The organism is Bilophila wadsworthia ATCC 49260 (assembly GCF_000701705.1).
Taxonomy (GTDB): Bacteria; Desulfobacterota; Desulfovibrionia; order Desulfovibrionales; family Desulfovibrionaceae; genus Bilophila; species Bilophila wadsworthia.
Genome location: NZ_JNJP01000001.1, coordinates 54,937 through 79,982, shown reverse-complemented (window position 1 = coordinate 79,982; position 25,046 = coordinate 54,937). Strand labels below are relative to the sequence as shown.

Annotated in this window: 21 protein-coding genes and 1 pseudogene; 6 read left to right on the top strand and 16 right to left on the bottom strand. The window is 55.4% G+C overall.

The annotated features are described in order from the left end of the window. Positions 1-349: 349 nt before the first annotated feature. Complete coding sequence (locus T370_RS25855) at positions 350-538, top strand: hypothetical protein (protein ID WP_029434350.1); 189 nt, start codon at positions 350-352, stop codon at positions 536-538. A gap of 233 nt (positions 539-771) precedes the next feature. On the opposite strand, the gene T370_RS0100360 is transcribed toward T370_RS25855, so the two are convergent. The 13 genes and pseudogenes from T370_RS0100360 to metE form a co-directional block, all read right to left on the bottom strand. Continuing rightward, positions 772-1,761 (bottom strand): FAD:protein FMN transferase, encoded by a 990-nt coding sequence (locus T370_RS0100360; protein WP_029434349.1) that lies wholly within the window; start codon positions 1,759-1,761, stop codon positions 772-774. Further along, positions 1,758-2,747: an RnfABCDGE type electron transport complex subunit B gene (gene rnfB, locus T370_RS0100355; protein WP_029434348.1), complete on the bottom strand. Its 990-nt coding sequence runs from the start codon at positions 2,745-2,747 to the stop codon at positions 1,758-1,760. Before rnfB ends, T370_RS0100360 begins: the two co-directional genes overlap by 4 nt. Positions 2,748-2,762: 15 nt before the next feature. After that, a complete protein-coding gene (locus tag T370_RS0100350; RefSeq protein ID WP_005026515.1) occupies positions 2,763-3,338 on the bottom strand; it encodes an electron transport complex protein RnfA in 576 nt (191 codons plus the stop codon). Further along, positions 3,335-4,009 carry an electron transport complex subunit RsxE gene (gene rsxE, locus T370_RS0100345; RefSeq protein ID WP_029434347.1) on the bottom strand — a complete coding sequence of 225 codons (675 nt, stop codon included), beginning with the start codon at positions 4,007-4,009 and terminating at the stop codon, positions 3,335-3,337. The genes T370_RS0100350 and rsxE overlap by 4 nt, the downstream gene beginning before the upstream one ends. A gap of 10 nt (positions 4,010-4,019) precedes the next feature. Beyond that, on the bottom strand, positions 4,020-4,592 hold the full coding sequence (gene rnfG / locus T370_RS0100340) for an RnfABCDGE type electron transport complex subunit G (RefSeq protein WP_005026519.1): 573 nt from the start codon (positions 4,590-4,592) through the stop codon (positions 4,020-4,022). 3 nt (positions 4,593-4,595) lie between these two features. Continuing rightward, positions 4,596-5,552 (bottom strand): RnfABCDGE type electron transport complex subunit D, encoded by a 957-nt coding sequence (locus T370_RS0100335; RefSeq protein WP_005026522.1) that lies wholly within the window; start codon positions 5,550-5,552, stop codon positions 4,596-4,598. Positions 5,553-6,011: 459 nt separating this feature from the next. After that, complete coding sequence (locus T370_RS0100330; RefSeq protein WP_029434346.1) at positions 6,012-7,229, bottom strand: electron transporter RnfC; 1,218 nt, start codon at positions 7,227-7,229, stop codon at positions 6,012-6,014. A 10-nt stretch (positions 7,230-7,239) separates the two neighbouring features. After that, positions 7,240-8,019 carry a cytochrome c3 family protein gene (locus tag T370_RS0100325; RefSeq protein ID WP_016360821.1) on the bottom strand — a complete coding sequence of 260 codons (780 nt, stop codon included), beginning with the start codon at positions 8,017-8,019 and terminating at the stop codon, positions 7,240-7,242. A 193-nt stretch (positions 8,020-8,212) separates the two neighbouring features. Further along, complete coding sequence (locus tag T370_RS0100320) at positions 8,213-8,593, bottom strand: iron hydrogenase small subunit (protein WP_029434345.1); 381 nt, start codon at positions 8,591-8,593, stop codon at positions 8,213-8,215. Between the two features lie 12 nt (positions 8,594-8,605). Beyond that, complete coding sequence (locus T370_RS0100315) at positions 8,606-9,859, bottom strand: [FeFe] hydrogenase, group A (RefSeq protein WP_029434344.1); 1,254 nt, start codon at positions 9,857-9,859, stop codon at positions 8,606-8,608. A gap of 680 nt (positions 9,860-10,539) precedes the next feature. Then, a complete protein-coding gene (hydG, locus tag T370_RS22505) occupies positions 10,540-11,790 on the bottom strand; it encodes a [FeFe] hydrogenase H-cluster radical SAM maturase HydG (protein ID WP_248604174.1) in 1,251 nt (416 codons plus the stop codon). An 888-nt stretch (positions 11,791-12,678) separates the two neighbouring features. Continuing rightward, positions 12,679-13,764 carry a 5-methyltetrahydropteroyltriglutamate--homocysteine S-methyltransferase gene (locus T370_RS22500; protein WP_051643703.1) on the bottom strand — a complete coding sequence of 362 codons (1,086 nt, stop codon included), beginning with the start codon at positions 13,762-13,764 and terminating at the stop codon, positions 12,679-12,681. 14 nt (positions 13,765-13,778) lie between these two features. Further along, positions 13,779-14,777: pseudogene (gene metE / locus T370_RS22495) on the bottom strand (5-methyltetrahydropteroyltriglutamate--homocysteine S-methyltransferase); the annotation flags it as partial. A 202-nt stretch (positions 14,778-14,979) separates the two neighbouring features. Here metE and T370_RS0100290 point away from each other — a divergent pair. The 4 genes from T370_RS0100290 to T370_RS0100275 all read left to right on the top strand — a co-directional run bounded on the left by T370_RS0100290 (position 14,980) and on the right by T370_RS0100275 (position 19,602). Beyond that, on the top strand, positions 14,980-16,386 hold the full coding sequence (locus T370_RS0100290) for a sigma-54 interaction domain-containing protein (protein WP_029434342.1): 1,407 nt from the start codon (positions 14,980-14,982) through the stop codon (positions 16,384-16,386). A gap of 337 nt (positions 16,387-16,723) precedes the next feature. After that, a complete protein-coding gene (locus T370_RS0100285) occupies positions 16,724-17,719 on the top strand; it encodes a TRAP transporter substrate-binding protein (RefSeq protein ID WP_029434341.1) in 996 nt (331 codons plus the stop codon). A gap of 82 nt (positions 17,720-17,801) precedes the next feature. Next, the gene (locus T370_RS0100280) at positions 17,802-18,320 is read left to right on the top strand and encodes a TRAP transporter small permease (protein WP_029434340.1); all 519 of its coding nucleotides are present in this window, start codon (positions 17,802-17,804) and stop codon (positions 18,318-18,320) included. Beyond that, a complete protein-coding gene (locus T370_RS0100275) occupies positions 18,307-19,602 on the top strand; it encodes a TRAP transporter large permease (RefSeq protein ID WP_029434339.1) in 1,296 nt (431 codons plus the stop codon). The genes T370_RS0100280 and T370_RS0100275 overlap by 14 nt, the downstream gene beginning before the upstream one ends. A 509-nt stretch (positions 19,603-20,111) precedes the next feature. On the opposite strand, the gene T370_RS0100265 is transcribed toward T370_RS0100275, so the two are convergent. The 3 genes from T370_RS0100265 to T370_RS0100255 form a co-directional block, all read right to left on the bottom strand. After that, positions 20,112-21,500: a dihydrolipoamide acetyltransferase family protein gene (locus tag T370_RS0100265; RefSeq protein WP_029434338.1), complete on the bottom strand. Its 1,389-nt coding sequence runs from the start codon at positions 21,498-21,500 to the stop codon at positions 20,112-20,114. A 26-nt stretch (positions 21,501-21,526) separates the two neighbouring features. Then, entirely contained in the window at positions 21,527-22,507 is a 981-nt protein-coding gene (locus T370_RS0100260) for an alpha-ketoacid dehydrogenase subunit beta (protein ID WP_029434337.1), read from the bottom strand. Positions 22,508-22,688: 181 nt separating this feature from the next. Next, positions 22,689-23,648, bottom strand: coding sequence for a thiamine pyrophosphate-dependent dehydrogenase E1 component subunit alpha (locus T370_RS0100255; protein ID WP_081847447.1), 960 nt, complete (start codon positions 23,646-23,648; stop codon positions 22,689-22,691). A 109-nt stretch (positions 23,649-23,757) separates the two neighbouring features. On the opposite strand from T370_RS0100255, the gene lplA reads away from it, so the two are divergent. Next, positions 23,758-25,017: a lipoate--protein ligase gene (gene lplA, locus T370_RS0100250; protein ID WP_081847446.1), complete on the top strand. Its 1,260-nt coding sequence runs from the start codon at positions 23,758-23,760 to the stop codon at positions 25,015-25,017. Positions 25,018-25,046 lie beyond the last annotated feature (29 nt).

The window sequence follows — 25,046 nt, the reverse complement described above, 5'->3', positions numbered from 1 at the left end:
CGTGGCCGCGAATGTATCGTTTTTTTCCGATGACAGCCAATGCATTATTTTCGCTGGCCTTTATCATATACTGCCCGGGAGCGGCTTCGTTTTGAGCTGGCTCTCCCGTCCATGTCGAGCATTCAGAATTTGTCCTACAAGCCGTATACCGATAACGCCGCGGGTAAGGTCAACATCATCCCATTTCAGGGAAAAGAGTTCGCTCGGGCCGATGCGGGCACCCGTATAAATGCCAAGTAGGATGACGCGCTGGATATGCGGGGCAGCGACGCGCAGAAGTGCATTGAGTTCTGAGACGCTCGGCGGGGGAGTCCTTCTGACTCTTTCTTTTGAAACGGAACAGCTCTCAATGGCTGAAGACAGATATCCTTCTTTTTTTCCAAAATTCGCTACAGAGCGTAGCAAAGAAATGTGCCTGTGGATGGTGGATTGGGCCATGCCAGACATTTTCTGGGATTTGCAGAAGGCCAGGATTTCTTTTTGGATTATGGACGATACCGGTCTGTTTTCCATAAATTCGAGTAGCGGTCTGGCATGATATACATCTTGCTTGATTGTTACCGGGCGTTTTGAGCACAGGCTGAAGTGGTGATCGAACAGTTTCCGGATTGTGATGTCTGGCCACCGTGTCCCCGGAGGAACACGCCAGCTTAATTGGGGGTGTATGGCTATCTTTTCCCAACAAGTAACCTGATGGGTAAATTGCAAAAAACATGCACAGGAAAAGCTCTCATCGCATATGGCCTGCCAATAAAGGTTCGGCGGTAGTGCCTAGGCGAAGGAGGCCCATCCTGGTGAGGTATATATGCAACCGTCTGGCGAGAGAATGCAACACTCACGACCGGGGAGGCCCTGCACGAGCTTCAGGGCGTCGGAGGGAGGGAGGATGGACAGCGCGGTCGCGAGGATGTCCGCCTCCATCGCCGTGCCTGCGACGACCGAGACGCTTCCCACGGCGGGGCTGAAGCCGGAGACCGGGTTGATCAGATGGTGATGCCTGCGCGAGGCATCATAATAGATTTCGTAACTGCCGGACGTCGCAATAGCCTTGCCGGAAAGCGAAAGCTCGCCCGCATAGGCCGGCCCCGTGGGTGACTGCACCGCAACTCGCCACGGCACACCCGGCGACTTATGCCCCGAGGCCATGATGTCCCCGCCCGCATTCACGAGATGGTTCTTCACCCCGGCGGACGTCAGCACGGCGGAAACCCGGTCCGCAATATACCCCTTGGCGATGCCGTCCAGCGTGATGCCCATACCCGAACGCGCAAAGGACAGATCCGCTCCCGAAACCTGAAGTCCCCGGCGGCCCACCAGCGCGCGGGCCGCCCGAAGCTCCGAATCGTCCAGCGTCAGCTCGCCGGAGGGATTGCGGTGTGCCCGGAAGAGATCGATCACCGGCTGCACCGTCACATCGAAACTCCCGCCCGTCAGTGCGCCGTAAAACAGCGACCGGTTCACCACCCGTACCAATTCGGCGGGCGCGGCCCGCAGACGGCCCGCACGGTTCAGCTCGCTCACCGGCGTGCCGCCGTCGTGCCGGCTGAACACCCGCTCCAGACGCGACGCCTCCGCAAAGGCCAGACCCAGCGCGTCCGACGCCTGCATAGAGGAAACGCCCGCCACCGAAACGTCCACGAACGTCCCGAGCATCACTTTCGTCTCGCGGGACACGGCGGCCTGCGCAAGTCCCGGAACCCCTAGCCACAACCCGGCTCCGGCGACGCCCGCCATGCCGAGGAATACCCGTCTCGTCATCATGATACATTCTCCTTCGCTGCGGGAGCGGGGGACGCTTCCGGGGCCGCCAGGGCGGACTGAACCGGAGCGGGCGCGGCCTTTCCCTGGGATGCCGGGGCGGCCTGCGCTGCGGACTTCGCGTCCAGCGGCTTGCCCGGAGCCGACGTCGCGCCGGCGGGGGCTTCGGACTTCAGAGGCGCGCTCGGACAGAGCACCCGCAGGGCCTCGCGCGCGCACGCGGCGGCGCAGGCTTCCCCGCATTCCGGGCCGTAGGTCAGACAGACCTTATGATTGATGTGGATGCGGTCGTTCTCCAGCGTGACCGCACCGGCGGGACAGCTCTTGACGCAACGCCCGCACTTGATGCAGCCGACCTTGCAGACTTCCGTCACGGCCTTGAGCCTGTCCTTGGTGGAACAGAAGACCATCACCCGGGCGCGAGCCGGAACGAGTTCCAGCACGTTGCGGGGGCAGGTTTCCGCGCACTTTCCGCAGCCCGTACACTTGGAGGCGTTCACCCGCGCAAGGCCACCCCGCACTTCGATGGCGTCGAAGGGGCACACCTGCACGCAGTCCCCGAAGCCGAGGCACGAATAGGAGCACGAATCCGAACCGCCCACCAGACCGGCGGCCGCCGCACACGAAGGCATACCCTGATAATCATAGCGCAGGGCCACGTTGCCCGCCACCTTGTCACAGCGGCGGAACGACACCAGCGGATCCGAGGCCGCCACCGTCTTGCCGGTCAGTTCGCCCACCGCAATGCTTGTTTCCGCACCTCCGGCGCAGCAGCGGTTCGCAGGCACGGCGGGGTCCGTCGCCACGGCGGTTGCGTAGCCTTCGCAGCCCGCATAGCCGCAGCCGCCGCAATTCGCGCCGGGCAGGGCCTCCAGCACGGCCTGCACGCGCGGGTCCTCCTCAACATGGAAGACGCGGGACGCCACGGCGAGCACCGTCGCCGTCACCAGCCCGAGCCCGAGGAGCACCAGTACCGATATCATAACCATAACGGTTTTCCTTTTCTATGAGGTCATACCCTTGAAGGCCATGAAGGCCAGCGACATCAGCCCCGCCATGATCAGCGCGATGGGGGTTCCCATGAGTGCCTTGGGCACACGGCAGGTGTCCAGCCGTTCGCGGATGCCCGCCATGAGGATGAGCGCGAGCATGAAGCCGAGGCTCGACGCCACCGCGTAGAGCAGCGAGGTGGTCAGGTCGTACTCCTCGCGCTGCACGAGGATGGTCACGCCCATCACCGCACAGTTGGTGGTGATGAGCGGCAGGAAAATGCCGAGCGCGGAATACAGCGGCGGGATAGCCTTCTTGAGGAACATTTCCACAAACTGCACCAAACCCGCGATCACGAGGATGAACACGATGGTCTGCAAGTAGCCAAGCTCGAAGGGAACCAGCACATACCGCTGCATGAGCCACGTGCACAGCGTCGCCATGAATATGACGAAGATCACCGCGCTGCCCATGCCGACGGCGACCCCCTTGTCGCGGGAACAGCCGAGGTACGGGCAGTTGCCGAGGTACTGGGCCAGCACGATGTTGTTGACAAAAATGGCGGAGATGAAGAGTTCGAAGACACTCATGATTTGCCTCCCGAGCAGCCACCACAGGACGCGCAGCCGCTGGAGATGTTTTCGGGTTCTTCCCGGCCTTTGCGCTTGGCCTGCCAGCGGTTGATCAGATTCATGGCAGCAAGGATCAACCCGAGGCAAAGAAACGCGCCCGGAGCCTCGACCATAACAGAGAAGGGCCTGAACCCCTCCCACATCACCGGCGTCCCGAACAGCGTTCCAGCCCCGAACACTTCGCGGATGGAACCGAGGAAAGTCAGGGACATGGTGAAGCCCAGCCCCATGCCCAGCCCGTCCGCGATGGCGAGCGGGACCGTGTTTTTGGCGGCGAAGGCTTCGGCCCGGCCCAGGATGATGCAGTTCACCACGATGAGCGGCACGAAAATGCCGAGCTGCTGGTACAGCGGGTAGGCGTAGGCCTGCATGAGCAGTTCCACGGCAACCACGAGCGACGCGGAAATGGCGATGAAGCAGACGATGCGGACTTTTTGGGGGATGATGTCGCGCACCAGCGAGATGAGCATGTTGGAGAGCACGAGCACGAAGATGACCGCCAGCCCCATGCCAAGGCCGTTGTCGGCGGTTTTGGTCACGGCGAGGGTCGGGCACAGCCCGAGCACCAGCCGGAACGGGGGAAGCTCGGTCCACAGGCCCTTGGTGAATTCCTTGACGAGTTGCCGCATAGCTTTCCCCTTACTGCCAGGCCTTGACGATTTCAGGCTTGAGCGCCGCATAGACCTTCGCGGCGTTGCCGAGCGCGGTCACCACGCCGGTGGAAGAAATGGTCGCGCCGGAAACGGCGTCGATGTCCCCGCCCTGCGACTTGAGCCGCGCGTCGGCGGGTTTGCCGGTAAACTGTCCGGTGAAGGCCGGGTCCGCCACACGCGTGCCGAGTCCGGGGGTTTCTTTCATGGTGGTGATCCCGATGCCGGTGAGGGTGTCGCGGTTCACGTCGTAGCCGACCATGACGCCCACGTCGCCACCGAAGCCCTTCCCGAAGTGCTCCAGCGCGACGGCGACGAGCTTGCCGTCCTTCTTGCCGGGGAACACGGTCACTTTCGCGCCGTCGAGCGTGAACGTCTTGCGCTCCGCGATGGGCGAGTTGTCGATGTCGGCAAAAACCTTCAGGATCGCAGGCCCCTGCACATAGGTGAGCACCTGCTCCTCAATACGCGGGGCCGTGGAGATCTTGAGGTAGGAGAGCGCGAACCCGGACAGGCCGCAAATCGAGGAGAGCACCACAATCATTCTGATGATGGCAAGCATGACCTACCTCGCTCCGAACGGTTTGGGGTGGATGGAATCGAGCAGCGGGGCCAGCAGGTTGATCAGCAGGATGGCGAAGGGCACGCCGTCCGGATAGATTCCGTAGACGCGGATGATGATCACCATCGCCCCGCCGATGAGTCCGTAGAGCATCATGGGGATTTGCCGTCCCGGCGAGCTGGCCCACTCCGTGGCGAGGAAAAAACCGCCGAGGAAGGTGGAGCCGGTGCACAGGTGGAAGAAGGGGGTGGCGAACCGCTCGGCATCGATCACGTTGTACAGCGCGGCGGTGAGGAACACGCCCACAAAGAAACTGAGGGCGATTTCCCAGCGGATGGTGCCGCGTGCGGCGAGATACGATCCGCCGATGAACAGTGCGCCCGCCTGCGAAGCGCCCAGCCCGCCGATCTGGTTGCCGAGGAGAAGGTCGGTCAGGTCGATGTGGCTGACCGCTCCGGCTCCGAAATATTTGAGCCGCACCAGAGGATCGATGAAGCTGGTGTCGAGCTGCATGGAGTTCGGGTCCATGAGCGCGGGCCACGAGACGTACAACATGGCCCAGCCGACGAGCGCGGTGTTGACAGCGTTGGCTCCCAACCCGCCGAAGGCCATCTTGCCGAGGCCAATCGCCAGTGCTGCCCCGAGCATAACCAGCCACCACGGGGCGTTGGCGGGCAGCAGGAATGCGAACAGCAGGCAGGAAACCGCTCCGGAAAAATCGTCCACACTGATATCCTGGCCCATGATCTTCTGACAGAGCGCCTCGGTGGCGATCCCGGTCACCATCGCCAGTGCCATAACCCGCGCCGCAGGGATGCCCCAGTGCCACACCGCCATGAACGCCGCCGGAGCCAGTGCCAGCAGCATCGCGTAGCTCGCTTTCTTCACCGTCCGCCCGCAGTGCCAGAACGGCGGCGCGCTCACCGCCAGCAGTACCGGCTGTTGATTCGTTTGCGACATCGGCCATATCCTCCTGAAAGCTTCCCTCTCGCATCCCCAGGTTCCACCCCTCTCCTTTCAAAGACGGTTGTAAGGGGGGCGGGGGCGGTTTGGAAGTCCGTTCCTGTTTGGATCGCATCGGGCCGCGAATGGTTTTCTTTACGCTTTATCATTACGTAATAGATAGTTATGTAAAACCGTTCGCCTTGGACACGCTCCCTGTTCGTCTTTCTCAGCGGTGCGGAGACGATTCCCCGTTCCCGTTCGTTTCCTGTGCCGTACGGAGAAAAGGCTCCGTTCCAGTCTGCTTTTCCAAGCGGGCCGGAATAAGTTTGTTTTCCGGACGCTCTTCCCCGGCGGAGGGGTTTCCTCCCCTAAGTGGCATCATAAAAATGCCGTAACATCAGTTCATTGCTAAAAATATCTGTTTTCAAGAAACCTAAAAGGCAGAGCCGCCCTTCTGGGATTTTCTCCCTAGAGTTACTTCGTCTTCAGTTCGACCAGTCCCTTGTCCCGCTCCATCTCCGCAAGCTTGCGCTTGGCGAGGCGGATGTACTGGAGGACGGGGCGCCGGGCGATGCAGACATACCCGCAGAGGCCGCACTCCAGACAGGATTCGATGTGCTCGGCACGGCAACGTTCGTGCAGAGCGAACTCCGCGTATCGGCTGAGGTTGCTCGGCTTGAGCCGCGCCGGACAGACCAGCACGCACGCCCCGCAGCTTACGCAGGGGCTGTGCCCTTCCATCGGTGGGATGGTTCCGGCCTCGACTACGAAAATGCCGTAGGTCCCTTTGGTGACGCTGCGGTCGAGCCGGTCGAGGCTCTCGCCGCGCAACGGGCCGCCGCGCACCACCGTGTCGCCGTCCTTGAGCCGGATGTTGGCGAATTGCAGCAGCTCCCCGATGGTGGAGCCGTCGCGCACGATGTAGTTGCCCGAGTGTTCGTAACTGCCGATGGTGACGACCGTTTCGATGAGCGGACGTCCGAGGCGGCCCACGCGCCCGAGGCTCCAGATGTTGTGCAAGCCCACGATGCCCACACCCTCGGGGTTCTCCTCGCCGGTCACGGCCTTGATCACCAGCTGGTCTACGCTGTTGGGATATTCCGGCTCGACATAGGCCAGCGGGATGCCCTCATAGGCCACCTTGGAGCCTTTGGGCACGGCGAGGATCACGTTGTCCGCGCGGGCCATGCGGCGGTGCAGCTCCATGCCCGTCCGCAGGTTCTCCACGTGCGACACAAGCATCGGTTCCGCCCACGTTACGCCGGGATCAGGGTTCAGGGCGTTGATGATCAGCGTCTTGCACCGCCGCCCAAGAGAGCGGGTGTTCACGCCCATCTTTTTCACAGCGAGGGCCAGCTCATCGCCTTCCAGCCCCTGCCCGAGCAGGTCCACGGGCTCCACTTCTGGGGCGTCCTTGGAAGGGTCGGTGGCGGCCAGGAACACGCTGCGTTCCGTGATTTCGCTGATTTCGCCGTGGATGGAGGCGAAGAGGTCGCCCTTGTCCGGTGCAGGATGCTCCCCGAGGAGCATACCCGGATAGACGGGGGTTTTCCTTTTCAGACCGGGAACCAGCGTGAAACCTTCCCGGTTGAGCCTGACCAGCTTGGGCGACGGCCCGTAGCTGAAACGCTGCGTCACCCCGTAGACGAGATGGAAACGGGGATCGTTGAGGATCTGGAAACGTTGCTTCATGACAGTCCGCCTATTTCGTGTGGCACTGGTTGCACTGGTCCTTGCGGAACGGCCCCTTGCCGTGCTTTTCGTGGCATTTCATGCAGTTGCCGTGGAAGGCCTCCATGCGGTCGGGGATGAGCTCCGAGGCCTTGACGTCTCCGTGGCAGACCGTGCAGTCGGCATCGCCGGGGTTCACGTCCACGGGCTGCCCGGAGGCGGACAGCTTGCGGTTGTCCGTAAAGGGATGGCAGCTTGTGCAGCCCTTCATGCCCGCGTCGAACCATTTCTGATGGCAGTCCGCGCACTTGGCATGTGCCGCAGTCTTCATGTCGGGGATGTCCCCCATCGGCTTGTCGAGGTGGCAGGCCGTGCAGCGGGCGGGTTCCGGCTCGATGTCGGCGTTGGCATGATGGCAGTCCGTACAGGAAAGGCCGTACTCCTCGGCATGGGCCGCGTGGTCCCACTTCGCGGGCGCGCTGCCCATATGGTGGCAGGTCGCGCAGGTCGTCTCGTCGTCCGCAAAGGCAGCGACGTGATCCTCCCGGAAGGAGCCGTCGAAGTCGACGCCGTGGCACGCGCCGCAGGGCTGGACATTTTCGCGCGCCTCCGCCGATTCGTGATGGCAGGTTTCACAGGCTACCTTGTAGTCTTCAGCGTGCCTCCGGTGGTCGAACACGACCCGTCCCCCGGCGTTTTCGAGCAGGAGGCGGACAGGCGTTTTCCCAACCGTGTCATGAGTATAGCCTACGACCGCCACCACGGCCATCAAACAGCAAAAAACGGTGACAAAGACATGACGTCTTGGCATGACAAACATTCCTTACCTTAAAATACGAGGGATCGATAAGGCCGCGGAGTACCGGGGCAGGGTACCCGGAAAAGGGGACGGCTGACGGTGTTGACACCGTTTCCATGTTAGGCGGCATAGCCGAATCGGGCATTGGATATCTATGCCCGCCCCCTGCGGTTACGCACCGCCGTTCCGGCGCAATGTCCCGAGCCTATTCATCGTATGGATAGCCGGATGCGACGAACTCCTTAACGTGACGTGGATTGGGGTATACTCCTTTCGCGGTCAGCTCCTTGAGCGCGCCGGATTTGTCAAACCATTTGGTATGCAACAGTTCTTCCGATTTATGGCCGAGCGGCTTGCCGAGATAGGATTCGTACAGTGTCCGCACTTGCGCGTTGTCTTGGGAAGCTCTTTTGGAGAATTGTTTGTCGGCACCGTAGACGCCATTGATACGATCTCCCATGTACTCCTTGAATGCTTTTACCGCAGCTGCGGCCTTGCCGGTCATGCGGATACCGAGAAGGATTCCCCCTGAAAGCATACAGGCTCCCTTTAGAAAACCGCGCCGGGTCACAGTGGCGAATGACATGGCCTTTCTCCTTTAAACGTTGGCAGATTGGGCGAGACGTTTCCTGAATCCAGCGAAGAAACCGAGGGCTTTGCGCTCAAGCGAGGCGAACAGGGACGGCATAAGCGGCTGTCCTCCGCCGCAGACGCATCCCCCGGGGCAAGCCATGAATTCGATGAAATGGTACGGCGAGTTCCCCGCCTTCACCTGATCGCAGATCTCGGCGAACCGTTTGGCTCCATGCACGACGGCAAGGCGGAGTTCCGTGCCGTCCAGGGTCACGGTATATTCCTTGAGACCGCTCAGCCCACGGACCTGTTTGAAATCCCATGAATCCGGACGGATTTCGGTAACGGCCTGATATGCGAAGCGCAGTGCCGCCTCCATGACGCCTCCGGTCACGCCGAAGATGGTGGCTCCGCCTGTGGATTCTCCCATCAGGCTGTCGCGTTCTCCGTCCGGGAGGCTGGCGAAATCAATGCCTGCCTTACGGATCAGGTAGGCCAGTTCACGGGTCGTCAGAGTGGCGTCGATGTCTTGCTGTCCGCTGGAATTGAGTTCCGGACGCAATCCTTCGTATTTTTTTGCGATACATGGCATGATGGACACTGTATAGATGTCCTTGGGAGCGTATTGCATCCGCTGCGCGCCGTAGGTCTTCGCCAGCGCACCGTTCATGCCGATGGGAGACTTGCAGGACGAAAAATGCGGCAGCAGTTCCGGGTAGAACGTTTCGGCGTATTTCTGCCAGCCGGGGCAGCAAGATGTGAACTGGGGAAGATCTTTTTGGCCGCCCAAGCGTTCCACAAACTCAGACGCCTCTTCCCATATGGTGACGTCTGCCGCGAATTCCGTGTCCCAACAGTGAGAGAAGCCCAATGCCTTGAGGGCGGACAGCATCTTCCCAGTAGTCACAGTTCCGACAGGCAGGCCAAAGGCTTCGCCGAGCGCATAGCGTACGGACGGAGCTGGCATGGCCACGCATTTCACGTGGCTGTCCTTGAGTTTTTTTTCCAGTTTGGGGACCCATGATCGAACCTCGTATATCGCCATCGAAGGACAATGGGTCAGGCACTGCCCGCAATTGATACAGATCTCCCGGTATTTGATGGTATGCGGCTCGAAAGTTTCCCCGTAGATGGCTCCAGTAGGGCAGTATTGTTGGCACGTATCGCACCCGATGCACTTTTCCTGATCGATCTCAACAAAGGTCAGGCTGTCAGGTTGTACCCCTGTTTCGGGCACATTGAGTTCGTATTCGACATGTTCCATAACGACACGTGTCATTCTACCCTCCTGTCGCTCATAAGGTTACAAAAAACTGCTCCATCCCCGGCGCGCCATGATGACATCCTCCCCGTGCCGCATGGAGTTAGGGGAACGGAGTGTCGGCTTTCCATAGGATATAGGAATCCGCCGGATGCTCGCCGACGTTAAGGGGCACCGCCGTTGCGGGCAGACGAATGCGGAGAGCATCCACTATATGGGCAAGGTGTTGCTGGTCTTCTGGATCCCACCCGACTGGAGAACGGTAGTGTTACGGTACGTTCCGCTTTCAAAGATAGCCCCTTCGGCAAGGTGGTGGCGGTGTGGCGTGGGGTTGGCCGAGTGCAGCCCGCAATAGCGGCAGTTCCGTTCATAGTGGTTCGAGAACTCGACCCGCCCGCAGACAAAGGTATGCGTCCCCTTCTCGCGTTGGCGCTCCTCACTTGCACGGGTGCAGAGCTCCGTGTAGGGCGTTTTGAACAGCTGTTTAGAAGATCTTCCTGGAACATGGCTGCCTCCCCCCAGAACTGGCGGCTAAAACCTGAAATCTCGCTGTCCGGCCGCGATTTTCTCCAGACGTTCGACCGCGATGTGCCTGATCCTCTCGTTCGGAATGTTGCCCAGTTCCCTCCGGATCAGCGCCGAACCGGTACGTCGCGCCTGTTCGGAGGCGTAGTCCTCCAGATACTCCTTCAAAGTCATCAGCCGTTGGGATGGCAGCAGTCGGCAATTCTGCCGCTTTTGCACAGCGCCATGAATCGGTCGCCCGTCCTGCCCTCCCGGTAGCAGGCCGTACAGAAGCTCGGGATGAAGCCGAGCTCCATCAGCCAACAGACGACCTCGTCCAGTGTCCTGTTGTCGCTGACGTCGAACTGGGCCGAATTTTCCTCTTCGGAGTCCGGAGAACCGTACCCGCCGACGCTGGTTTTCGACGCCCCGCTGATCTGGGATACGCCGAGCCGGATGACCTTTTCCCGGGTGGCCTTGCTTTCGCGGGTCGAAATGATCATGCCCGTATAGGGGACGGCAAGCCGCAGGCAGGCGCAGATCTTGGCAAATGTTTCGTCGTCGATGCCGTTGCCGAACTCGTCGGGATCGATGTCGTCAGCCCGCTTCACCCGGGGTACGCTTATGGTGTGTGGGCCGACGCCGTGTACGGCTTCAAGATGCTCCGCGTGCATCAGCAGCGCGGCGAACTCGTAGCGATACCTTTCGAGGCCGAACAGGACACCGATGCCCACATCGTCGATTCCACCCTGCATGGCTCTGTCCATCGCTTCGGTATGATAGGCATAATTGTGCTTCGGCCCCGTCGGATGGAGCTTCTCATAACTCTGCTTGTGATACGTTTCTTGGAACAGAATGTAGGTCCCGATTCCGGCGTCCTTGAGTTTTCTGTAGTTCTCGGCGGTGGTTGCGGCTATATTGACGTTGACCCTGCGGATCGACCCATTCCTGTGTTTGACGCTATATATGGTCCTGATGCTTTCCAGAATGTATTCAATGGGATTATTGAGGGGATCCTCGCCGGATTCTATGGCGAGTCGTTTATGCCCCATGTCCTGAAGAGCCGTCACTTCTCGGACGATGTCTTCCTGCGTTAGTTTTTTCCGCGCAATATGCTTGTTTTTCGCATGATATGGACAGTAGGAGCAGCTGTTTATGCAGTAATTCGACAGATACAGTGGTGCGAACATCACGATGCGGTTGCCGTAGATATCCTGTTTGATCCGCTCAGCCAGCGCATAGATTTTCTGAACCTTTTCCGGCACATCGCAGGCCAGAAGAACGGATGCTTCGCGATGAGAGAGCCCCTTCTTTCGTTCCGCCTTTTCGATGATGGAATCGACCAGCCCGAGGTTGTTCCTGTTCTCTGACGCGTATGCTATCGAGGCGAGGGCTTCGTCGTGGCATATGAACTCTTCGGCATTCAATGACGACGGATTATACATGGCTTATGTCCTTGTCATGGTGTTTGATGGAACGGTATTCCCATAATGCCTGTTTGATGCCGGACCTTGTCCATCTCACAACTATTTGGATATAATGAATATAAAATACTATTTTAAAGCCTACGCCCTCGTGTTACTTTTGTCAATATAATGTTACGAAAAAAGCGATTACGTTCTCCAATTCACAATAGTTGACTCGCGGAACAAGTATCCCACTGGAATCACTATCACCAGTTCTGGGTATATTGCTCGTGATATGGGTTTCCCATTACATTCCATCCTGTTATCTCTACCAGAAGGCCATGAGTTGGAAGGCCAGGTAATCACTGTTCCAACGAGGATCGAAGCGCCCACGTTTTTGACGAACTTGTGTAGGATTAAATCTGATTCCACTAGCAGCCAGACTCGGCAAGGCCAGTCTGATTTTTTGTTGTAACTTGTCTGTTTTTATTTCATCTTTTTGATTTATGCTGATCGTAGGATACTTTTAGGCATACAGGCGTCACGAAAAAGACATCCGTTGAAGGATTGGGAGAACAGGAGTTCATAGGCGACGAAGAAGAACCCTCCGATGAACGGATATGGCTTGGAAAGTGTCTTGAGGTCAGGAATGCCCTGTTTCAGAAACAGCAAAAGCGCACCGAGGCTATAGACCGAAGCGGTGCCTAGTGTTGCGCCTAAGGCTTCGGTTACGCTGCGCTAAGCGCAATTAGCATACTCCATATCAAAATGGCGCAAAAGCCGCACAGGGTTGCCTTTATTGGACTCATTGTTTGTTTTTTTCCGTATGATGAGACAAGTCCGGTACACGGAATGAGCGTGTACCGGACTCTGTTTTTATTTCCAGATGGATTCGGCAATTTCCTTTATGAAAGCGATCTTAGTCCATTACTCCTCTTCTGTCAGCAGGTTTCCTTCTTCCGTGGATGCAAAATCGCATTGAGGGCTGAGGCACAGTTGGTTGACGGGCAGATAGTCCGTAGCTTCCCGGATCCTTTCAATGATGGACTGCTTGTCTTCAAGTTGCCCTGTCTTGGATGAAACAAGTCCCAGAACGACCTGCTGGTCCTTCATGAATCGGAGAGGGCTGAAATCTCCAGCTCTGTCGCTATCGTATTCGAGGAAAAAGCCGTCTACCTTGGTATTGCCGAAAAGGATCTCCGCTACGGGTTCGTAACCGCCTGAAGAGAACCATGTGCTGCGGAAATTGCCACGGCAGATGTGCATGGCGACGGTCATATCCACCGGCCGTTCGGAAAGAGCCTCATTGATCATGGACACATAATCCCGTTCGAGGCGATCCATGTCGAAACCGCGGGCGATATACCCGGCTCTTTTTTCCTCCGAGCAGAATTCCCCCCAGCTGGTATCGTCGAATTGCAGATATCGGCATCCCGCCTCGTAAAAGGCCGCGACGGTCTTCTTATAGGTGGCGGCGATGTCCGCAAGAAGCGTGTCATTGTCTCTATATCGCTCAAGGGGCTTGTACTGCTGATTCCGGACGGCGGTAATGAGGTGAAGCATGGACGGGGAGGGAATGGTGAACTTGGCTGGCGAGTCCCCGGCAAGTGTCTGTACAGCCTTGAAGTCTTCAATAAAAGGATGACCACTGAAGCCGACTTTGGAGACGATTTCGATGGTTTCCGCCTTGGTCTGACATTTCTTGAAAGCAATGGAGCCTTGTTCAGCCGCAACTTTCCGGACGCCGTCGAGGTTCCAGAGGAAATCGAGATGCCACCAGTTGCGGCGGTATTCTCCGTCGGTGACGGCACGGAGGCCGAGGGCTTTTTGTTTGGCTACGAGTTGGGCGATTTCGGCGTCTTCGACCTGGCGGAGCTCCCGTTGGGTTATCCGCCCCTGCGCAAAGCGCTTCCGTGCCTCTTTGAGGGCATCGCTCCTGAGGAAACTGCCGACGATATCGTAACGGAAAGGGGCAACTGTTCTTTGGGATGCAGCGAAAAGGGAACCAGTCATTTGTGGAGTCTCCATTATCGGGTAACCTTGTTTTGCGTGTCCGAGTATTCCTCGCGGAGGACCCACACGGCCTGCACCATGTTGCCAAGCGAAAGCAGCGTTTCAGGCCATCCCCGGGTTTTGAGCCCACAATCGGGATTCACCCAAAGTTTTTCCGGGGCGATAAACCGTAAGCCCTGTTCGAGGCGCTCCAGTATTTCTTCCAGGCCGGGAACGTGGGGGCTATGGATATCATAGACGCCAGGGCCGATTGCGCTTGGGTACTTGAAGTCCACAAAAGCCTGTAACAGATCCATGTTGCTGCGGCTGGCCTCAATGCTGATGACATTGGCATCCATGGCGGCGATCCACTTCAAGATGGCATTGAACTCGCTGTAGCACATATGCGTATGAATTTGTGTCGTGTCCTCGACACCTGAAACAGTCAGGCGGAAGGCGCCGATGGCCCATTGTAGATATTTTTCCGCCTCATCCTTCCTTAGAGGAAGGCCTTCGCGGAGCGCGGCTTCGTCGATCTGGATGATCTTGAGCCCGGCCTGTTCCGGATCGAGCACTTCGTCGCGGAGGGCAAGCGCCAGCTGGCGGTCAACCTCCTCGCGTTCCAGATCATCACGCACAAAGCTCCAGCACAGGATAGTCACCGGCCCGGTGAGCATACCTTTCATGGGTTTTCGGGTGAGGCTCTGTGCATAGGCGAGCCATGAGGCGGTCATTGGCTGCTTTCCGGACACGTCGCCATAGAGGACGGGCGGCTTGACGCAGCGGCTGCCATAGCTCTACACCCAGCCGTGGTCCGTAAAGCAGAACCCTTCGAGCTGTTGGCCGAAATATTCCACCATATCCGTGCGCTCCGGTTCCCCGTGGACCAGCACGTCAAGCCCGAGGGCCTCCTGATGCCCGACGATTTCCCGGATGGTATCTTTCAGGAAAGCTTCGTAGGCGGCGGGGGAGAGTTCGCCCTTCCGGTATTCGCGTCTTGCCTTACGGATAGCCTCCGTTTGTGGATAGGAACCGCTATATAGCCATGTCTCTGAATATGTTTGCGCGGAGGGTTTGGTTGGTTATTGATTCCAAAGTGATAGTTTTTCTTATTCTTAGAAAACAAATAATCGATATGTAAAAACTGTTCATTATTTCATACAGTATTTACAAAAAGTCTATGGAAATTTAGAATGAGAACCTATCCTTTTTCTAGAAGACGGAGGATGCGTCCATATGGTTCGAGATTTGGCTGTATTAGAATCGTTGAATCAGCAGGTGTTAGATGCTCTTCCTTCAGGTATTTTATTCTGTGACACGGATTATATTGTTCGCAGAGTCAATGCCTGCTATGCGGCTTTACTTGGTGGTAAAGTTTCGAGCATCTTGGGGCGGCCATTGACGGAACTGAATCCCGCGACACGGGCCCCTATCGTTATCAAAAACGGCAAACCAGAACTCGGCGATTTGTGCACCTTGCCGTTATTCGGTGATAATTATAAATTTGTGGTCAATCGTGTCCCCGTACGTGACAATCAGGGGGACGTCATCGGTATGGTGTCTCATATCCTGTTTACGGATCCGAATGAGCTCAAGGAACTGCATGACAAGATTGATTTGCTTCAGAAGAAAAAGAAAATATACAATAAAAGTAATAATTCATCTTGTACACGGTATAATGTCGACAGCATTGTAGGCGAAAGCCGGAAAATCGTCGAAATCAAAAGGCAGATCAAGATATACGCCGCGGACTCCCATCCCGTGCTTATTCGTGGAAATACCGGTACAGGGAAAGAACTCGTCGCTCAAGCCCTGCATAGCGGCAGTACCTACGCGTCAGGGAAATTCGTTTCCATCAACTGTGCGGCTGTTCCTACGGAACTGTTTGAAGCGGAGCTTTTCGGTTACGCTCCTGGGGCTTTTTCTGGGGCGCATAAGAGCGGCAAAATGGGCTTGTTGGAGCTAGCCAACGGCGGCACCCTGTTTTTGGATGAAATAGGAGATATTCCGTTGCATGCTCAGGTCAAGCTGTTGCGGGCGTTGGAAGAACAAGAAATCCTTCGGGTCGGTGCCGTTTCACCTGTTAAAGTTGACTTTCGGCTCATTACGGCAACTAACCGAGATCTCAATGCAATGGTGGGGGAGGGGACTTTCCGGGAGGACCTCTATTATAGGATAAATGCCCTGCGCATTTATATGCCGCCCCTGTGCGAAAGGGGAGATGATATTTTGCTTTTGGCGCGACATATCCTGTCCAAGATAGGTTATTTGGACATAGATTTCACTGAGAAGGCTGCTCGGGCGATGAGTGTTTACGAGTGGCCGGGCAATGTGCGGCAGCTGTTCAATGCATTGGTACATGCTTCCATACATTGCACGGATAAGGTTATTGATATTAAAGATTTACCAAATGAACTCGTCAGCAAAAACGTCATCCCGGACAGCCCTTCTCCCGTCACCGCGCACGGTCGTAGCCTTTCGGACTATATGGAGTCCCAAGAGGCTAACTATCTTCTTTCCGTTTTACAGAAGAATAATGGGAACGTCTCCAAGACAGCACAGGAGTTGGGCATCACCCGCGTTACTTTGTATGGAAAATTCAAGCGGTACGGAATCCGGCGAAGTTCTTCTGGTCGTACATGAATGGAGAAATGTATAGGGGAGATTACACCTCACTCATGGCCTGTATGAGGAAATATACAACGTGCGGACAAGTGGAATGCTTTTCCGCATTTTTTTAGGGCAACATTCTGAAAATAAGATCTTTTATCTTCTTTATACATTAAAATAACTGAACATTTTTTGTCACCTTAGGAGGACATGTCGCGGGAACACTCCTTGCAAACTAAGAGAACATCTGGGCGGGATCAGTCGGCCGATCTAACCGGTTTGGGCTCTCAGGGAAAGCATCTCCAATGGCCCTCTCCATGCGGAGCGTGCGTGGACTAAGTTCCAACAATCTTCAATGAAGGAGTGACTCATGAAAAAGGCTCTTATATTTGCGCTATTGTCTTTTGGTATGGTTCTGGGCGGTGTTTCACATGCCAAGGAGTACAAAAGCATGACAGTCCGCATTGCCTGTTCCACTCCTCCCGGTTCTGTGCAGGCGGTACCGCTGGCTCGGCTCGCTGAAATCGTCCATAAGGAATCGAATGGCAAGATTAAATGCGAACTATACACGGGAGGTGTTCTTGGAGACGAACAGGCAGTCGTCAAGCAGCTGCGCAGCAATGAGATCCAGATGGGAGTTCTCGCTGCGGGCAATCTGACACCATTTGCTCCGAAAGCCACGTTGGTCATCCTTCCTTATATGTTTCCTTCAAAGCAGCATGCCTTCACGTTTTTCCGAAACGAGGCATTCATGAAGACTTTTAATGAAGCCATCACGGAGCAAAGTAAGACCCGCCCCTTGGGTTGGCTGATCGGAGGCTACCGCGTACTGACCAATTCCAAACGTCCCATCAAGACCATCGACGATATGGCTGGCCTCAAGTGGCGCGTTCCTCCCGTGGAGTTACAGCTTGCCGCGTTTCGTTCGTGGGGAGTGGAGCCACATCCTCTTCCGTGGATTGAAACCTTCAACGGTCTTCAGCAGGGAGTTATCGACGGTCAGGAAAATCCACACTTGATCAATCGTGACGCCAAATTTTGGGAAGTGCAGAAGTACATCACAGATATCCACTATATGCTGTGGGTGGCTCCCATTCTTGTGAGCGAGCGCTGGTTTGCCAAGCTGGACCCTGATACTCGGGAGCTTTTTGTTCGCGCAGCCAGGGAAGCTGCTGAGTATGAATGGAAGTGGTCTGAAGAAGAGGATGCCAAGGCGCTTCAGCAATGCATCGACGGCGGTATGGTCATAGGCACCGTGTCCGATGAGGACAAGTGGGCGGAAAAGGCTCGCAGCGTATGGCCCAAGTTTTATGATACGGTCGGCGGTAAGCAGTTTGTCGATCAAGCACTTGAAGCCATGAAGTAGCCCTCTTTTTTCGGCGGCCTCCTTGTGCCTTCAGGAGGCCGTCGGCATTTCCGCCGTCTTTACTCAGGAGGTCGCCTACCCCATGCTCCGGACAATATATGATAATTTTGAAGAGTATTTGTGTGTAACTTTGTGCGCTGGTATGATACTCTGTCTGGCTCTGCAAGTCAGCATCCGTATGATTTGGGGATCAGCCCTTGCATGGACTGAAGAGCTGAGTAGGTATTGTTTTATTTGGACTGTGTATATCGGTATGAGCCTGGCGACCAAACGCCTTGCTCAGGTGCGTATTACGGCACAGTTCCTGAAAATGCCGCTGAAGATGCGGTTGTTTTTCCGTATCCTATCCGACATGATTTGTGTTGCTTTCAATGTGATGATTGCATGGTACGCTTGGGAGGTTATCCGCGAGAACTATGAATTCCCTGAAATCTCACCGACGCTTGGTATTGTCAAAGCCCACGTTGAAATGATCATTCCTTGTACGTTTCTTCTGACGAGCTGGCGAATCATAGAGATCTATTTACGGAGGATAAAGGAAGGGACGCTGTATTCATTGGTGAAGAACGTCGGGGAGGAGGACACGGATGGATACGCTTAGCATCTTGTTGATCAGTCTGGTGGTACTCCTGCTGTTTGGTGTACCTGTCTATATGGTGTTGATTTCCTCGACCATGATTTCGTTGTTCGTTTTTTCGAGCCTGCCTCTGACAGTTATCCACAATGCGCTTTTTGAGGGGCTCAACTCCTTTCCGCTATTGGCCATTCCTTGTTTTGTCGTAGCGGGAACCTTAATGGAGCAGGGCGGCGTAACGGGGCAAATCATTGATGTCGTCAAGATGCTGGTGGGGCGCATGTATGGCGGGCTCGGGATCACGACGATCATGGCCTGCACCTTCTTCGCCGCCATCTCGGGTTCGGGGCCGGGGACGGTCGCGGCTGTGGGAACGCTGTTGATTCCGTCTATGCTGCGCCAGGGGTATTCACCTCAATACGCGGCGTCCGTCTCTTCTTCCGGCGGAACCGTGGGCATCCTGATCCCACCCAGCAATCCACTCATTATTTACGGCATCATCGGCAATGTATCCATTACGGGATTGTTTACCGCAGGCTTTATTCCCGGCTTTATCGTCGCCTTTGCTTTGATACTTACGGCTTGGTCTCTTGCCAAACGTGATAAAGTGGGCATCGATGTGGGGCTTCCTCCATTCAGCGCCGTTATCTTTCTGAAGATCTGTTTCAGAAATATTTTTTCGCTGCTTACCCCGTTTATCATCTTGGGTTCCATATACTCAGGCATATGCACTCCGGTGGAAGCTTCAATCGTCGCAATCATCTGGTCGCTGTTTGTAGGTGGTGTCATCAACCGCGCCCTGAATGCGAAAAAGATTTATGCAGCCCTTCTTGAAGGGGCAATGCTGTGCGGCGTTGTCCTTCTGATAGTGGGGGCTTCCACGTTATTTGGAAAAATCCTTACCATCGAGCAGGCTCCTCAACGGCTGGCCAATATCTTTCTCAGCATTTCTCAAGACAAGTATGTCATTCTTCTCCTCATTCAGGCTATGCTTTTTCTCTTGGGCATGTTTTTGGAAACGTTGGCCACCCTTATCATTCTGGTTCCGGTGTTGCTCCCCGTTGTGATCCATGTAGGGGTAGATCCTATCCACTTTGGCATTATCCTTGTCGTTTCCAATGAAATCGCTCTGTTGACGCCACCACTCGGAGTCAATCTGTTCGTTTCATCGCGTATCGCTAATATACCGGTGGAGAAAGTTGCCGTGGGGGTCTTGCCTTACATCATTGTCTTACTGTTCTGTTCTCTGCTCATCACCTTTGTTCCTCAAATATCCTTGTTCTTGCCTCACTTCTTCGGATACTTCTGATAATAAGTGTGGCCCCAAAGGCAAAAAAACCGTCCCGACATGTACAGGGCGGTTTTTTTGCTGTTCTGTTGCGGCTGGGTGAAACCCTTTAGGGCTGGTATGCACTTGAAATACTGGATACTCCCAATCCCTCGGTCAAGCAGTACGCTGTTTTCATCTGATCTCACGCCGCATTGGATCGTGCTGAATTCCTATTTGGAGTCAGTGTCGTTCTTTTTTCAAAATGAAAATGTTTAAGGTTCGACACAGGAGCCTTTTGATGGAGTTTCAACTCAAGGAATGTCGCCTTGTTTTTATCTCTATCTGTTGGAGCGGGGATAAGGACGTACAGTGGATGCCGCAGCTGCAAGCGCTGAGTCTGGTTCATGTCCTTTGCGTTGTACACGATTCTTTACCCTGTTGAGTTCGTGTTCAGGGAATACCTGCAGCGGCGGAAACATGAACGCCCTCCCGAGCGTTCGCCGCAGGCACGACGCCTCAGGAGGGTGTTTGTCGGAATGGCGGGAAGTTTACAGCACGATCGCCAACGGATGTTCCAGAAGATCCTTAAGGCAGGCGAGGAATTGAACGGCGAGCAGGCCGTCGATAAGCCGATGATCGACGGATAGTTGGATGGACATCATGGGACGGATGGCCATGGCGTCTTCGCCGTGCTCGTCCAGTGTTATCACAGCCTTTTTCCGGACGGAGCTGACGGCCAGAATGGCTGCTTCCGGAGGGTTGATGATGGCGGTGAAATTTTCTATGCCGAACATGCCCAAATTGGAGATACTGAAGGTGCCGCCTGAGTATTCTTCCGGCACCAACGTGCCGGATTTAGCCCGTTCCACCAGATCGCGGGTTTCGGAGGCGATCTTGCTGAGGGGCTTTTCTTGCGTATCCTTGACAACGGGTACGATCAGACCTTTGTCTCCCGCTACCGCCATGCCGATATTGATACTTTGGTAGGTGACGATGGTTCCGTCATGTAGGGAAGCATTGATGTTCGGATATTCTTGGAGGGACTTGCTGACGGCCTTGATCAGCAGATCGGACATGGCTACCTTGTTTTCCGGGAGTTCGTTTATCCGCTTACGGAAGGCCAAGCATTCTCCCATATCCACATTTTCCGTGAAATACAGATGCGGTGCTGTGAACAGGCTTTGGCTTAAACGATCGCCTATGATTTTGCGCAGGCCGGTGTATGGTGCGGTGCGCAAAACTTTCGGCCCGGCAGTCACAAAAGAATGAGCCGAAAGCGCTTCCGAGACGCAGGGAGAAGCTATGGCCTGTTCCACATCGGTGCACATGACCTTGCCCGCAATGCCGGTTCCCGTGACGGAGGCCAGATCTATGCCATGCTCTTCCGCGACCTTACGGGCCAGAGGAGAACTTCTGTTCTTGGGTTCAGCGGCATTTTCCAATACTCCTGAAAGAAGGATATCGCGTGCGGTGATGCCCCCCTGAAATCCCGTTCCGGTGACAAGGGCTAGACAAGCTGGTTCGATCCTCCTGTCCCGCATCAGCTTTTGAGCCTTGGGGGACAGACGAAAGGCCTTCAGGCCTTCCAAACCGAGTGAGCCTTCTGAGGCTGGCTCTTCGTTTGTATGCGCATTTGGTTCTTGGCCGGGCGCATCCTGTCCGATGGCGGCGGCAGACAGAGCGGCATCAGCATCTTCTCCCGCGTCGCCTACCACCGCGATGGGCGTGAAGACCGGAACGGCTTCGCCTTCAGCAACAAGTATTTTCAGGAGGATGCCATCACGGGTGGCTTCCACCGGCATTGTTGTTTTATCCGTATTGGTTTCAAACAGCAGATCACCTTTGTTGATCGGATTGCCGACCTGCTTGTGCCATTTGACCAGTTCGCCCTCTTCCTGATTGAAACCGAGTTTGGGCATAACAATGATCTCAGCCATGTCACAGCTCCTTTCATGCCGCGTTGTTACAGCATTTCCCGAATTTTGGCGGCGATGGTCGTCTCGTTAGGCTGCATCGCTTGCTCAAGGCGAGGGGTGAAGGGGATAGGGATGTCTGGCGTACACAGGCGTTGGGCCGGAGCTTCTAGGGAGTAGAACACGTCAGGCATGATCCGGGCGATGATTTCTCCCGTGATCCCGTAACTGGTGTGCCCTTCGTCAACGACCAGCAGACGGCCCGTTTTCCGGACGGAATCGATGATGGTTCCCGTATCCAACGGCGTAATGGTGCGCAAGTCGATCAGTTCGACGGAGATACCCTCTTTGGAGAGCTCCATCGCGGCCTTTTCGCATTTCAAGGTCATGAGGGAACAGGACACGACGGTGATGTCCGAGCCTTCGGAGACTATGCGGGCCTTACCGAGCGGGATCAGTTCGTCGGCTTCCGGAGCGGGCAGATCATCGAACTTCATGTTGTACATGGCTTTGTGTTCAAAGATCAGTACGGGGTTATCATCACGGATCGCGCTTTTGAGGAGTCCCTTGGCTTCCCGTGCGGTGGAGGGCAGGGCGATCTTGAGCCCGGGGCAATTGGCTACCCATGCATGCAGGCATTGGGAATGCTGTGCGGCAAGGGCTCTCCCGCCACCCATGGGGGTCCGGATCACCAAAGGCACGTGGATCTGCCCGCCGGACATATAGTTGATTTTGGCGGCCTGATTGCAAATTTGATCCATGCAGACCAACAAGAAATCCGCGTACATGATTTCGACTATGGGGCGCATTCCCACAATAGCCGCTCCCACGCCGGTTCCCACGATGCCCGCTTCGGAAATCGGCGCATCCTTGCACCGCATATCGCCGTACTTGTCCCGTAATCCGACGGAGCATTTGAAAGATCCCCCGAAGATGCCGACGTCCTCCCCAATCAGAAATACGCGTTCGTCCCTTGCCAGTTCTTCATCCATCGCTTCGCGGATGGCGTCTTTGTACAACAGCTCTCTCATATCGACCAACCTTGTCTAAAAGAATAGGGCAACAGCACCTGAAGCAGATTGGCTTTGAACAAACGTCTTTTCAAAGCCGGAAGGCCTTCTCGAGTCGCGGCAGGAATGTTTTCCTGATATCCCGGAGCCTGACTTTGCAATATCTTAAAAATGGAAAGGATCTGGAGCGGGTTGAGTTGCCCTAATCCACAAAGACATCTGTACCGAGTTCCGAGAGGGGGGGGTATTCGCTTTCTGCGGCGAATGCGCACATATCGGCGATCTCTGCTTCCACATCGGAACGGATGGCGGAAATTTCCTGTTCGGACAGAATGCCGGAACGTTCCAGCAGTCTAAGGGGATCTCTGGATTTCCATTCTGCGACTTCGTCGTCGGGGCGGTATTTGCCGGGATCCCCCACGTTATGCCCTTGCCAGCGGTACGTCAGACACTCGAGCAGGGTCGGGCCCTCACCTCTCCGGGCACGTTCCACCGCTTTGGAGGCCGCTTCATACACGGCAAACACATCATTGCCGTCGACCGTTTCTCCCGGGATGCTGTATGCCAGGGCACGGTTGGAGAGCCGATGTTCCTTGGTCACCCTCGTGAATCCGGTTGAGATCGCATACCTGTTGTTTTCGATGACATAGACGATAGGAAGATCCCATGCCGCCGCCATGTTGATACTTTCGTGGAAAGTGCCCTGATTGGATGCTCCATCCCCGAAGAAGACAACGGACACGCGGGGTTCTTTGCGCAATTTGAAGGCATAGGCCGCACCGGTGGATATGGGGAGCTCCGCGCCCACAATGCCATTTGCCCCCAAGATCCCCCTGTCTCGGGCCATGATGTGCATAGTGCCGCCTTTCCCTTTGGAATATCCTGTTTTTTTGCCCAAAATTTCTGCCATCATGCGCCCCATGTCCGCACCTCGGGCGACAAGGTGGCCATGTCCGCGATGTGTACTGCCGATACAGTCTTCCGGTTTTAGAGCCGTACACACGCCGACCGCTACGGCTTCCTCTCCCAGGTACAGATGCGCCATGCCGGGCATCATTCCCTTTTTATAGAATTCAAAGGCTTCCTCTTCAAAGCGCCTTGCCCGCAGCATGGTGGCATAGAACTGCTCCGCCAATGTCTTTTGGTCCGTTTCGTGCGACATCATTTCCTCCGAATACCAGTTGAATGATGGGGATTATGAATCGCCACAGGCAAAGCAAAGATGATACCAAAATAATATATCTTATAAATTCAAATGATTAAATCATAATATGAACTGCCGTACGTTGGGAGGGGAGCATACTGTTAATCTTCTTTTACAGTTGTGTGCAGCAAAAATGTACAGCTTTCATTTTTTCTCCCCCCCAGCCTATGTCCGTTTGACGGCATATTCTTTTTTATGTCTCATAACATACTATAACTACAATATAAATACTGAAGTAGAGAATGGCGGCGATGTCGGTATGGATATTGCTTTATGTGAGGGGAAATCGTTTTACGGCTTGAGAATGGGCTTGTGGGAGGACGTTATGAGGTTATACCGCCTTGAGAGTACAGATCCATATTACAATCTGGCCGTTGAAGAGCATATCTTGAGCTGTTGGGATGAGGACGTTCTGCTGTTGTGGCGTAACGACAATACGATTGTTGTAGGGCGTAATCAGAACACGGCTGAAGAAATTGACCGATCTTATGCCGACGCGAACGGCATCAACATTATCCGCCGTATCAGTGGGGGCGGTGCAGTGTATCATGATCTGAACAACGTCAATTTTTCTTTTATCGTTGGGCTGAAAGATGTGGCGGGTCAACGTATGGTGGACTTCATGGCGCCGATAGCCGCCGCTCTCAATGTCATGGGGGTTCCCGTAACGCTTGACGGACGCAATGATCTTTCCGTCCACGGAAGAAAGGTATCCGGCAATGCGCAGTCTATTTATAAAAAGCGTATCCTTCACCACGGAACATTGCTTTTTGACGTCAATCTGGATGTGCTCTCCCGGTCGCTTCGCGTAACACCTGAAAAGTTTCAGTCAAAAGCCACAAAATCCGTTCGCGCGCGGGTTGCCAATATTAAAGACTGGCTTCCTGATGTTTCTGTATCGGCTTTTATGGAACGCCTTCAAAGGCAGTTGGCTTCAGGGTTTTCCTCTCAAAATTTGGTATTGCGGGAAGCCGATGAGCTGGCAGTACTGCAGTTGCGCTCCAACAAGTATTTGAGCTGGGATTGGAACTACGGGGAAACTCCTCCTTTTTCCTTCCGTAACAAATGTACATTTCCTGGAGGGAGTGTAGAGGCTCTGCTGGATATTCGGCATGGCATCATAGAGCACTGCACCTTCTTCGGAGATTTCATGGCTCGAGGCGATATCGCCTTGGTGACAAAGGAGCTGTGCGGGCTTCGTTATCAAGTGCGGGATGTGGACGAGGCTTTGGCACGTCTGCCAATAGATATGTGCTTCGGAACTCTGAAGCGCGAAGAGATCCTGAAATGCCTATTTAATTTTGAATCCGGATTTTCCGATGGTTGAGCGAAGGTTGGATGTATATTGTCTATCCA